Below are 10,983 nucleotides of genomic sequence, written 5' to 3' on the forward strand. Positions count from 1 at the left end.
TTGGGGGGGGGGGGCGGGGCGCGGGGGGGGTCGCGTGGGGGGGGGGGGGTGGGGGGGGGCCCCAGCGGGGGGGGGGGGCCGGGGGCCGGGCGGGGCGCGAGCCCATGGTCGGGCACGACGCGATGCGCTCAAAATCAGTGTGTTTTGTCCTGCACGGAACCATCGGTGACCGCAAAAGCTGTGCCGCCGGGGCCCCCGCGCGAGGAATCGTCCGGGACCCCCGCACCCCCTCCCACCAGCGGAATCTCCGGTCCCAGGGACTCTCCGAGCCAGCGTCGCAGTACGTCGTGGACCTGCTCCGCCCCGACGAGTTCACGGCCGTCCTCCAGGGGCGCGGACAGGCTGAGCGGCGAGAGCAGGAAGGGGTGGCCCTGGGTGCCGCCGAGCCCGCCGTGCGAGCCGATCTGCTCCTCGAACGCGAGCACTTCGCCCTCCTGGGGGTCGTACCAGGAGTTGACCATGATGTCGGCGGTGTGCGGGAAGCCGTCGGTGCGGCGCACGGCGTCGGCGGCACCGGGCCCGAAGTCGGCGAGCGGCCCGAGGTCGCCCGGCTCCTCGTCGAGGTACACCTCGCTGCCGCGCGCGCCCAGGACGACCGGGCCGCGCTCCTGACTGCGTACGAGGACGAAGCCGACGCCCGGGTGGTTGGCGAGGGTCGGCAGGAGCGCCGGGTGGCGCAGGTCGATCTCCTCGCGGGTCATGCGGTGCGGGACGTCGGGGAAGGAGACCAGGCCGAGGTTGCCGGAGGCGAGCACGATGGGCTCGGCGCGGCGGGCTGGCAGGTGCTCGCCGGCGCCCTCCTCGACGGGGCGGCGCAGCGCGGCGCGCACCGCCGCGCGGGCCTCGGCGCCGCTGTGGGTGCGCTGCGCCCTGCGCGGCACGGGAAGCCCGCAGCCCGCCCTGACCAGGGCGCCGAGGGTGAGGCCGTAGCGGGCGTGGAAGGTCTCGCCGGGGCTCTGGCCGTGGTCGGACAGGAGCACGATGCGGTAGGCGCGCGGGGCGTGTTCGGCGACCTTGGCGATCAGCGCGATGGACCGGTCGAGGCGCTGCAGGACCTTCTCCGCGTCGCCGCTGACGGGCCCGGAGTGATGGGCCACTTCGTCGTACGCGACGAGGTCGGCGTAGACCGAGCTGCGCCCGGCGAGCATGTCCCCTATGACGGCGGCGACCACGACGTCACGCTCGACGACGGTCGCGAAGGCCCGGATGAAGGGGTAGAGCCCGCCCCGGCTCACGCGCGGGCGGCGCATCTTGAGCACGGCGGCGGTCGACTGGCCGATCTCGCGGAAGACCTCGGCGATGAAGGAGAGCGCGGTGCGGACCGCGTTGGCGGGGTCCGAGAAATAGGCGAAGTACCCGGAGCGTGAGCGGTTCTCCTTGCCGCGCCTGGCGGCGATGGAGAGCACGAGCGCGAGCTGCTCGGCTCCGCCGCTGAAGAGATTGCCGCGGCTCGCGCCGTCCACGGTGAGCAGGCCGCCGTCGCCGGTGCGCTCGATGGCGCGGCGCTGCAGTTCCGCGGCAGAGGCGGGGCGGTTGGAGACCATCACCTCGCCCGTGTCCTTCTCGTACCAGCGGAAGGCGGGGACGTCTTCGTTGGAGCCGTGCAGGATGCCGAGCTGGCTTGCGCCTGTCTGGCTCGACCAGTCGGTGCGCCAGGGGGTGAGCCGGTGGCTCGCCCGCCCGCCGTCCCGCCCGAGCCAGCCGGCGACGGTCGGCATGAGCCCCTTCTCCACGGCGTCACGCAGGACGTCGTGGCCGACGCCGTCGAGCTGGAGGAAGACGGTGCCGGGCGACATGGGCCCGGCGAGGCCCTCGACGACGCGGTGGCGACGGCGGTCGGCGAGCCGGTAGAGGCGCCTGCGGTAGGCGTCGTCGTCACGGACGGCGAGCGCACCTCCGGTGGCGGAGGCGACGGCGGACATCACGGCGGCGACGACCACGGCGGTCTCGGGGTCGGCCTCACCGCGGCCGTCCGGGATCAGCCGCAGGGCGAGGAGCAGCAGTGAACCGTTGAGGAAGAAGGCGAGCAGACCCAGCACCAGGGCGGGGACGAGGAGCAGCGCCCGCACGAGGAGGGGCCACACCAGCGCGGAGAGCAGACCGAAGGCACCGGCGCCGAGGGCCGCGGTGACGGCGATGCGGGTGGCGCTGTCACCGTCCGCGGACTGCAGCTGGAAGTCGGGCAGGATCCCGGCCAGGGCGAGCATGGTGAGCGTACTGACGATCCATACGGCGACGGACCGCCACACCGCACTCCCGACCGCCCGCCATCGCCCTCGCCCCACGCCGCGCCGCCTCACGTTTCATGACAGAACCGGACACCAGCGTGTCATACGGCGCCGACCGCAGGCCGAACCAGCGAGGTCAACGGCCGTCGTACCCCGCGGTGGGCATGGACAACCGCCGGTGGACACACGCCTTCATCACCGCGTCGTACGCCGGCTCCGCGAGGCCCGCGGTCTCGATCCGCACCCCGCGCCGCCCGCACTCCGCGGTGAACTCGTCGGCGGAACGCAGCGCGAGGTCCAGGACGCGGCGGCTTGGCACGACGAAGAGGTCCACGAGGCCCGCGTCGATGTCGGCCCACAGGACGGCGTGGTCGGCGGGCAGGCCCCGGACGACGAGTTCGCGGGTGACGACGTACCCGCGGGCCGCTGCCCACCGCGCGCACATCGCGTGCTGGCTGCGGGAGTCCACCAGGAAGGGGTCGACATCCAGCTCCTCCAGAGGCGTCAGGCTCGCGATCGACGTGACCCGCATCCCGCCCACGTCTGCCGTGTCTCCCATCGCGTCCCCCTCACCTCTGTCGTCAGTTGTCGTCAGCCGAAGACCCTACTCCTGGCCGTAGGCTCGTAAACAGTCGCGCGGAGGAGGAACCGGAGTGCCGGTGGAGATCACCTGGTGGGGTCACGCCACCTGCACGATCGAGGACTCGGGCCTGCGGGTGCTGACGGACCCGCTGTTCGCCCGCCGCCTCGCCCATCTGCGCCGCCGCAGGGGCGCGCTGCCGCCCCCCGAAGCGGCCGTCGCCGACGCGGTGCTCGTCTCCCATCTGCACGCCGACCATCTGCATCTGCCCTCGCTCGCGAGCATCGCGCCCGGCACCCGCGTACTGCTGCCGCGCGGCGCCCCCGGTGCGGTGCCCGGACTCTCCCGCAGGCTCTCCCACCTGCGTCTCGTCGAGGTCGTGCCCGGCGACGAGGTGCGGGTCGGCGATCTCGTCGTCCGCGTGGTGTCCGCGCTGCACGACGGGCGGCGGCTGCCCGTCGGACCGCACCGTGCGCCCGCGCTCGGGTTCGTGGTGGGCGGTGAGTCGCGGACGTACTTCGCCGGCGACACCGGCCTGTTCGACGCGATGGCCGGCGAGGTGGGGGACGTCGACGTGGCGCTGCTGCCCGTCGGCGGCTGGGGACCGCATCTGGGCCACGGCCATCTGGACGCGGCGCGCGCCGCCGTGGCGCTGTCCAGGATCGCCCCGCGCAGCGCGGTGCCGGTGCACTACGGAACGTACTGGCCGATCGGCATGGACGCGGTGCGCCCGCATGAATTCCACGCGCCGGGCGAGGAGTTCGTGCGCCATGCGGCGCGGCTCGCACCCGAGGTGGCGGTGCACCGGCTCGGCCACGGCGAGAGCGTGCGGCCCGAGGTCACCAAGGGGGAGCCCCAGTGATCCTCGCGCAGGCGGCCCAGGTGCCGCCGGAGTCGACGCAGCAGGCGGTGGGCTATCCGTCCCTGTTCCTGCTCATCGTGCTCGGCGCGCTGGTGCCGGTGGTGCCCACGGGAGCCCTGGTCAGCTCGGCCGCCGTGGTGGCCTTCCACCAGACGGCGCCGTTCGCGCTGCTCATGGTGTTCGGGGTCTCGGCGCTCGCCGCGTTCCTCGGGGACCTCGCCCTGTACTGGCTCGGTCAGCGGGGCATGCGGTCGAAGAACGGTTCGCGCTGGCTCGCGGCGATCCGCGACCGCGCGCCCGAGGACCGCCTAGAACAGGCGCAGGCCAAGCTCGCGACCCACGGCGTGCTGGTCCTCGTCCTGTCCCGGCTCGTCCCGGCGGGACGGATCCCGGTGATGCTGGCGTGCCTGATGGCGAAGATGCCGCTGCGCGAGTTCGCCCGCGGCGACGTGCCCGCCTGCCTGGCCTGGGCCCTGACGTACCAGCTGATCGGCATTCTCGGCGGCTCGCTCTTCGAGGAGCCGTGGCAGGGCGTGGCGGTGGCGGTGGGTCTGACGGTGCTGATCAGCGTGGCGCCGGGGCTGTGGAGGAGGATGCGGCACCGTTCGACGGCTTGAGCGCCCCGTAAGGGGCGCGGGGCTGTGACAACTGCGGCTCCGCCGCGTGGGCGCGACATGCCCCGACACACCCCGGCCCCGTAAGGGGCGCGGGGAACTGCGCGACCAGCCACGACGCACCAGCAGACGAACCCTCAACTAAGACCGGGGGTCGTCCCGATCAAGCACACGGGACGCCCCCACCGCCAGATCCCACAGATCCGCTCGATCCATCCCGGCCGCCTCCCAGGCGTCACGCACCCGCGTCAGCGGCTCAAGCACCGGCTCACCGGACAGCAGAAACGTCCCCCAGTGCATCGGCGCAAGCCGCCGCGCGCCGACCTCGGCCGCGGCCAGCACCGCCTCCTCCGGATCGCAGTGGACGTCCTTGAGCCACCACCGCGGGTGGTACGCGCCGATCGGAAGGAGCGCGAGGTCGATGCCGGGATACCGCGCGCCGATCCGCTCGAACCAGTGCCCGTACCCGGTGTCGCCCGCGAAGTAGATCCGCTGCCCTTCGGCGTCGGTGAGCACCCAGCCGCCCCAGAGGGTGCGACAGGTGTCGACGAGGCTCCGCTTGGACCAGTGGTGCGCGGGTACGAAGTCGAAGCGCACCCCGGCCAGTTCGGCGGCCTCCCACCAGTCGAGCTCGGTGACCTGGCTGAAGCGGCGGCGGGTGAACCAGCGGCCGAGCCCGGCGGGCACGAACACCGGGGTGTCCCTGGGCAGCCGGGCGAGGGTCGGGGCGTCCAGGTGGTCGTAGTGGTTGTGGCTGATGACGACCGCGTCGACGCGCGGCAGCGCGCTCCAGGCCACGCCCGCGGGCGTGACACGGGCGGGCGTGCCCAGGATCTTGCGGGACCAGACGGGGTCCGTGAGGACGGTGAGCCCGCCGATCCGGATGACCCAACTGGCGTGCCCCACCCAGGTGACGGCGACGGTACGGGTGTCGACGCGGGGCAGCGGCCCCGGTTCGAAGGGCAGCCGCTGGATGTCGGCGAGGCCTTCGGGGGTGGGCCGCAGCGAGCCCTCACGGGCGAACCGGGCCAGGGCCCGCAGCCCCGGCAGCGGCGCGGTCAGCCGGTCCGCGAACGACTTCGGCCACAGACGCGCCCCGCCGGGGGTGCGCGGCGGGGCGAGGGGGCCGGGGGCGGGGAGGGGGAGGGCGTGGCCCCCGTCCGCGGGCCACGTCTTCTGTGTGACCCGTACTGCGCCGTGCTCTGCCTGCCCTGCCCGCTGCGTCTGCTCTGCCTGGTCTGACTGCTCTGCCTGCTGCGTCTGCTCTGCCTGCTGCGTCTGTTGCGTCACCGAGGAGGCTCCATTCGCCGTGTTGCCGCGCGGAGATCGTCGAAGGCCGACCCGAACATGCTCAACGCCCGTTCCACATGCGGCAATTCCAGCGCGTCCGGTGTGGTGAGGGACGCCATGCGCTCCTGCCGGGTTGAACCGAGCAGCGGACCGGTGGACAGGCGTACCCGCAGCGCGCCGAGGTCGTCGCCGAAACGGTGGCCGCCGGGTGCGGGCATGCCGAGCCGTTCGCCGAGGAAGTCCTCTAGGTCCTGCGAGTCGCCGACGCCGCGGGCGGTCAGGGCGGAACGCAGCGGGCCGAGGTCCACGTAGAGGTGGCGCCCCGCCCGCGGAGGCCTGGCGAGCGCACCCGTGACGACCACTCTGTGCAGTACGGCGCCGGCGACGCGCGCGTGCAGGCGGTTGGCGCGGGCGAGGCGTTCGGAGACTTCGTCCGGTTCGCCCATCGCGTACGTCGCCGCCGCGGCGGCCGGTGCCGCGAGGAACGCGCCGAGCGCGGTGAGGACGTCGAGGGTGCGGGCACGCAGCGCGGCGCCGCGCGCGGTGGCGGGGAACCGGGCGACCGCGGCGGGCAGGGCCGGCGGCAGAAACGCTCCCGAGAGGTCGGTCAGGACGGTCACCCGGTCGGGGGCCATCTCGGCGGGGCCGATGAGGACGGTCTCGTGCGGGCGGTGCAGGGTGTCGCGCCAGGTCTCGTCGCTGACGATGTGCAGGCCCTCGTCCACGGCCGCTTCCACGGCCTCGTGCAGCACTTCCGGGGGCGGCACGGTGGCGGTCGGGTCGTCGGCGACGGAAAGGACCAGGAGGCGTGGGGTGCCGCCTTCGTCGCGGATACGGCGGACGGTCTCCAGGAGGGCGTACGGGTCGGGGACGCCGCCGCACTCGGCGGGCGTCGGCACGTGGTAGACCGCGCGGCCGAGCAGCCGCGCCTGCGGGGCCCACCAGGCGGAGCAGGGGCGGGGCAGCAGGACCTCGCCGGGGCCGAGTGCGGCGGTCAGGGCGAGGAGGAGGGGCGGGGCGCCGGGGGCGGCGACGACGTGGCCCCGCTCGGCGGCGAGGCCGCGTCGGGCCCAGTAGCCGCTTGCCGCTTCGCGGAGGGCGGGGCCGCCGCCGGGGGGTTCGGCGTGGGCGTCGTCTGCGGCTGCGGTGAGCACGGCGGTGAGTTCGGGCAGAACGGGGAGCCCCGCCTCCGGCAGCGGCGGCCCGTACCGAACCGGGCCACGTCCCTCGGCTTCCGTCCGCATACGTCCATCAGAGCGCGCGGGGCCGCCCCTCGCCCGGCGGTGGGCTCCGCCTGGGTGAGTTTTCCCTTTCCCCAACCCCGCCCCTACCCGAATCCTTTCCGGCTGCGCCGGCCGCGAGGTGACCGCAGATCACCGCCTCCGGCGAGTTCGTCCTCAAACGCCGGACGGGCTGAAAGAAGAAGCTACCGACGGGTGGGCGGGCAACTGCCGGGCAATCGGGCGGGCGGGCGGGAAACCTTTCGCCGCAAAGCGGCGGTACGGCGGCACAGCCGACAACGACGCGTGGACAGACCGAGGCCGCTGCCGGGCAATCGGGCGGGTGGGCGGGAAAGAATCCGCCGCGAAGCGGCGGCCTGATTCGCACGCGCAGCCGACGACCGCGAAGGCGCTGCCAGGCAAAGCGGCGGGCTTGAGCAACGTCCGGGGCCCAGCCGAAAGACGAAGACTCAACCCGCAGCCAGACCCTCCAGCTCCCGCTCAACCCCCCGCCCCCGCGTCCGCACAAGCCCCGCCGCCACCTCCGCCACCCGCCGATTCGAGCCCTGCGAGACCCTGCGGAGGACATCGAAGGCCTCCTCCGCCCCGCAGCCGAGCACATGCATCACGATGCCGCAGGCCTGATCCACCACCGGCCGCGTCCGCAACGCCTCCCCCAGCTGATCGACCTCGCTCAGCGCCGCACGGTACCGCCGGTCGCGGACAAGCCCCGCCGTCGCCAGATCACCCAGCGCCCGCACGGGCCCGTGCCGCGCGCCGTCCAGCGTGCCGGGGCGGAAGCTGAACAGGGTGAGGGTCACCGTGAGCCCCGAGCGCTGGAACGGCAGCGTCACACTCGCGCGTACGCCGGAGTCCAGTGCCATGGCGCGATACTCGGGCCACCGCTCGTCCCGCAAGAGGTCACCGGAGTCCACCGGAGCCCCGCGTTCCCGCGCGGCCGGTATGGGCCCCACGCCGGAGCGCAACTGGACGGAGACGAGTCCTGCGAGGTCGGGATGGGTCACCGCGCCGGGCTGCTCGCCACCGCTGTCGGCGACCGTCGCACCCGCCCCGCAACAGGCTGCCGTACAGCGCACGGCCTGCTCGGCGAGTTCCGAGAGCCTGCGCCCGGGCAGCGCGGATTCCGGCCCGTCCAGTTCCGGTTCGGGCAGCAGGGACATGGCGGATTCCTCCTCCGACTCCCCTTTCGCCTGCCCGCACGCCCCTCCGGAAAACCGCCGCAGCCACTACGTTCGACGCATGTCCCAGACGGAGGAGTTCGGCGAGGAGCTCGCGGACTTCGTACGCCGCGTCGCCGAGTTGAAGTCGGCCCGCTCCGTCCCGGCGGGCGATCTCGGCACGGTGCTCGACGCGGCGATCTTCGAACTCGACCATGTGGCCGAGCGGTTGCGCCCCGCCTACGAACGGCTCGCGGCCGACGGGCAGCTCGGCGGCGGCCGTTCCCCCGACCGCGACGAGCAGCGGCTGCTTAGGGCGATCTTCCAGCGGCTGCCGCTGCCCGTCGCGCTGGTCGACCGGGAGTCGGTGGTCCGGCGGCTCAACTTCGCGGCGACCGGTTTCACGGGCGTACGCGCGGGCTACGCGACCGGCAGGCCGCTCACCGGTTTCCTGCTGCACGCCGACCGCGTCGCGTTCCGTTCGCAGACGGCGGCGGTCGCACGCGGCGAGGGCGACCGCAGCCTCACCGTCCACCTCCAGCGGATGCCGCACGCCCCGGTCCGCGCGACGCTCACCGCGCTGCGGCCGGGGACCGAGCCGCGTACGGCGGTCCTTGTGGTGCTGCAGCCGCAGACGCATCCGATGAGCGGCGGGCGCCCGCAGGACGCGGGCCCGCAGGGCGCCGTGCCCGACCTGCGCGAGGCGACCCGGCACGCGGCGCTCCTCGACCTCGCGGACGCCATGACGGCCACGCTCCTGACCGCCCCGGCCGGGGACCGGGCGGCTGTCCTGGAGCGGGCGGCCGGGGTGCTGCACGGGCGGTTCGCCGACTGGGTGATCGCCGACGAAGGGGCAGCGCACCAGCGGCGTACGACCGTGCTCGGACCGAACGGCGCCCCGGTCGACGACGTCTTCGCGCAGGCGCCCGCCGCGTGCCCCCTGGTGGTCGAGGCGGCGCGCGGCGGGGCGCCCGTGCTGCAGGTCCGCCCGGAGGACCCGGACGCCTTCGGCAGGGACGCGTCCGGCGCCCCCGTCCTCGTACGCGCCCAGGTGACGTCCCTGCTGTGCGTGCCGCTGAGCGCGCGCACGGACGGCCCGGTGGAGGGCGTCCTGACGCTTTTCAGAAGCGGGGCGCGGCGCGCCTTCTCGATGGCCGAGGCGCAGGCCGTCGATGTGATGTCACGTCACATCGCGCTCGCCCTGCGGCGCCCCGGCTGAGACCCCGCGGGTCAGGCGGCGTCCTGCATGACCTGGTCGCGAAGCCGGTCGCAGCAGCGGCTGATCAGGCGTGAGACGTGCATCTGGGAGATGCCGAGCCGTTCCGCGATGCGGCTCTGCGTCATGTCGCCGAAGAAGCGCATGTAGAGGATGTCGCGTTCGCGCTCCGGCAGCGCCGCGATGCGCGGTTTGACGGCCTCCCGGTCGACGACGACATCGAGGGCGGGGTCGGGTCCGCCGAGCACGTCCCGCAGCGCGTATCCGTCCTCGCTGCCCGGGAGTTCGGCGTCCAGGGAGAGCGCGGTGAAGCTGTCGAGCGCTTCGAGTCCGGCGGCCGCGTCCTCCTCGGACAGCTGGGCCCGCTCGGCGATCTCGGCGAGGGTCGGCGCGCGTCCGGGGACGGTCTGCGTCAGGTCCTGCCGGGCGAACCGCACGCGGTTGCGCAAGTCCTGTACGCGGCGCGGCACATGGAGGGTCCACATGTGGTCGCGGAAGTGGCGCTTGATCTCACCGGTGACGGTCGGCACGGCGTAGCTCTCGAAGGCGCTGCCGCGCTCCGGGTCGTACCGGTCGACGGCCTTGACCAGGCCGAGGGCCGCGACCTGGCGCAGGTCGTCGAGGGATTCGCCGCGGTTGCGGAACCGTCCCGCGAGCCGCTCGGCCATGGGCAGCCAGGCGCTGACCAACTCCTCGCGCAGGGCGTCGCGTTCGGGGCCGTGCGGCAGTTCGGTGAGCCTGCGGAAGGCGGTCGCGGTGTCGGGGGCGTCGTCGTGCGGGTGGCCCTTCGCGAGCGGTGTGTCGGATCGCATGATGCGTCGCAACTCCCTTGTCGGTGCCTTGGGTTGAAGAGTCACCGTGGGATGCGCGCAGCCGCGTCGGGGCACACCCGGGGCGCGCGAGCCGCTCCCACGGACGTGCCTCCGGTCCGAAGCACTGTTGGTTCTCGCCTGCCCCACGCCACGCGGGACAAACACACCGGCGGTCAGGGGCGGCGCCCCCCGCGGGAGTGGGCGCCGCCCCCGGCCGCGTCACAGTGCACGGCGTACGGCGTCCGCCTCGGCGATGTCGGCGGTGTCGGCGGCGTTCCCGACGGTCCCGACGGTCCCGACGTTCTCGACGGACGGCAGCATCCACTCCTCGTAACGGCCAAGGGCCAGGACGATGCCCAGCATCAACACGGGTATGAACACAGCGAGAACCGCCATGACTCCTTCTTTCCCTGCATGCCCGTGGGGGGTGTCGTCGGCCGGGTCTCCCCACTTCTGCCGGGCAAACCCGAATGGACCGGCCGGATGCGGGTACTGCGGGCGGAACGACGCATCCGCGCAGGGAAGGGCTGCTCGCCATGGCTGATTTCGTCAGGGACGTCATGACACCGGGCGTCGCGGCGGTTCACCCCGACGCCTCGCTGGTGGAAGCCGCGCAGGTGATGCGCGCTCAGGACATCGGGCATGTCCTGGTGGCCATGGACGGCCAGGTGCTCGGTGTGCTCACCGACCGCGACATCGCGCTGCGTGCCGTCGCCGACGGCGCCGATCCGCTCACGGTCAGCGCGCACGCCGTGTGCACGCCGAATCCGGTGGTGGTCACGCCGGACGACGCGGTGTCGGCGGCGGTGCGCCTGATGCGCGAGATCGCCGTGCGCAGGCTGCCGGTCGTGGAGGACGGGCAGCCGGTGGGGATGGTGTTCCTCGGCGATCTGGCGCCCGCGGTCTGACCCGGCCGGGCGGGGGTCCCGGCCGGGGAGGAAGCGGGTCCTGTCGCACGGGGGGAGCGACCGGACCCGCGGCAC

11 protein-coding genes are annotated in these 10,983 nt (G+C 73.8%); 4 read left to right on the forward strand and 7 right to left on the reverse strand.

Annotated features, from left to right (window positions below):
- Positions 1–134: 134 nt before the first annotated feature.
- On the reverse strand, positions 135–2,285 hold the full coding sequence (locus tag ACFWY6_RS39310) for a phage holin family protein (protein ID WP_384700852.1): 2,151 nt from the start codon (positions 2,283–2,285) through the stop codon (positions 135–137).
- A gap of 79 nt (positions 2,286–2,364) precedes the next feature.
- Positions 2,365–2,787, reverse strand: coding sequence for a hypothetical protein (locus tag ACFWY6_RS39315; RefSeq protein ID WP_360764296.1), 423 nt, complete (start codon positions 2,785–2,787; stop codon positions 2,365–2,367).
- 94 nt (positions 2,788–2,881) lie between these two features.
- On the opposite strand from ACFWY6_RS39315, the gene ACFWY6_RS39320 reads away from it, so the two are divergent.
- Together ACFWY6_RS39320 and ACFWY6_RS39325 are read left to right on the forward strand one after the other, a co-directional pair.
- Positions 2,882–3,670 carry an MBL fold metallo-hydrolase gene (locus ACFWY6_RS39320; RefSeq protein WP_384700855.1) on the forward strand — a complete coding sequence of 263 codons (789 nt, stop codon included), beginning with the start codon at positions 2,882–2,884 and terminating at the stop codon, positions 3,668–3,670.
- On the forward strand, positions 3,667–4,287 hold the full coding sequence (locus ACFWY6_RS39325) for a DedA family protein (RefSeq protein WP_384700859.1): 621 nt from the start codon (positions 3,667–3,669) through the stop codon (positions 4,285–4,287). Before ACFWY6_RS39320 ends, ACFWY6_RS39325 begins: the two co-directional genes overlap by 4 nt.
- A gap of 138 nt (positions 4,288–4,425) precedes the next feature.
- On the opposite strand, the gene ACFWY6_RS39330 is transcribed toward ACFWY6_RS39325, so the two are convergent.
- From ACFWY6_RS39330 to ACFWY6_RS39340, 3 genes are all read right to left on the reverse strand, one after another.
- On the reverse strand, positions 4,426–5,574 hold the full coding sequence (locus tag ACFWY6_RS39330) for an MBL fold metallo-hydrolase (RefSeq protein ID WP_384700862.1): 1,149 nt from the start codon (positions 5,572–5,574) through the stop codon (positions 4,426–4,428).
- Entirely contained in the window at positions 5,571–6,818 is a 1,248-nt protein-coding gene (locus ACFWY6_RS39335; protein ID WP_384700864.1) for an aminotransferase class I/II-fold pyridoxal phosphate-dependent enzyme, read from the reverse strand. The genes ACFWY6_RS39330 and ACFWY6_RS39335 overlap by 4 nt, the downstream gene beginning before the upstream one ends.
- Positions 6,819–7,264: 446 nt before the next feature.
- Complete coding sequence (locus ACFWY6_RS39340; protein WP_384700867.1) at positions 7,265–7,975, reverse strand: ANTAR domain-containing response regulator; 711 nt, start codon at positions 7,973–7,975, stop codon at positions 7,265–7,267.
- Positions 7,976–8,054: 79 nt separating this feature from the next.
- Here ACFWY6_RS39340 and ACFWY6_RS39345 point away from each other — a divergent pair, with 79 nt between their 5' ends.
- Entirely contained in the window at positions 8,055–9,191 is a 1,137-nt protein-coding gene (locus ACFWY6_RS39345; RefSeq protein ID WP_384700870.1) for a PAS domain-containing protein, read from the forward strand.
- 11 nt (positions 9,192–9,202) lie between these two features.
- Here ACFWY6_RS39345 and ACFWY6_RS39350 read toward each other — a convergent pair whose 3' ends face one another.
- Together ACFWY6_RS39350 and ACFWY6_RS39355 are read right to left on the reverse strand one after the other, a co-directional pair.
- Entirely contained in the window at positions 9,203–10,000 is a 798-nt protein-coding gene (locus ACFWY6_RS39350) for an RNA polymerase sigma factor SigF (protein WP_361827819.1), read from the reverse strand.
- A 219-nt stretch (positions 10,001–10,219) separates the two neighbouring features.
- Positions 10,220–10,396 (reverse strand): hypothetical protein, encoded by a 177-nt coding sequence (locus tag ACFWY6_RS39355; RefSeq protein WP_384700873.1) that lies wholly within the window; start codon positions 10,394–10,396, stop codon positions 10,220–10,222.
- Positions 10,397–10,536: 140 nt separating this feature from the next.
- On the opposite strand from ACFWY6_RS39355, the gene ACFWY6_RS39360 reads away from it, so the two are divergent.
- Complete coding sequence (locus tag ACFWY6_RS39360; protein WP_384700876.1) at positions 10,537–10,908, forward strand: CBS domain-containing protein; 372 nt, start codon at positions 10,537–10,539, stop codon at positions 10,906–10,908.
- The last annotated feature ends 75 nt before the right edge of the window (positions 10,909–10,983 follow it).

The sequence above is a fragment of the Streptomyces sp. NPDC059037 genome, from assembly GCF_042740015.1.
In the GTDB taxonomy this organism is placed as follows: domain Bacteria; phylum Actinomycetota; class Actinomycetes; order Streptomycetales; family Streptomycetaceae; genus Streptomyces.

Coding starts and splice junctions, on each gene's coding strand:
- ACFWY6_RS39315 (WP_360764296.1), bottom strand. CDS start 2,787: ATGGGAGACACGGCAGACGTGGGCGGGATGCGGGTCACGTCGATCGCG.
- ACFWY6_RS39335 (WP_384700864.1), bottom strand. CDS start 6,818: ATGCGGACGGAAGCCGAGGGACGTGGCCCGGTTCGGTACGGGCCGCCG.
- ACFWY6_RS39340 (WP_384700867.1), bottom strand. CDS start 7,975: ATGTCCCTGCTGCCCGAACCGGAACTGGACGGGCCGGAATCCGCGCTG.
- ACFWY6_RS39345 (WP_384700870.1), top strand. CDS start 8,055: ATGTCCCAGACGGAGGAGTTCGGCGAGGAGCTCGCGGACTTCGTACGC.
- ACFWY6_RS39350 (WP_361827819.1), bottom strand. CDS start 10,000: ATGCGATCCGACACACCGCTCGCGAAGGGCCACCCGCACGACGACGCC.
- ACFWY6_RS39355 (WP_384700873.1), bottom strand. CDS start 10,396: ATGGCGGTTCTCGCTGTGTTCATACCCGTGTTGATGCTGGGCATCGTC.
- ACFWY6_RS39360 (WP_384700876.1), top strand. CDS start 10,537: ATGGCTGATTTCGTCAGGGACGTCATGACACCGGGCGTCGCGGCGGTT.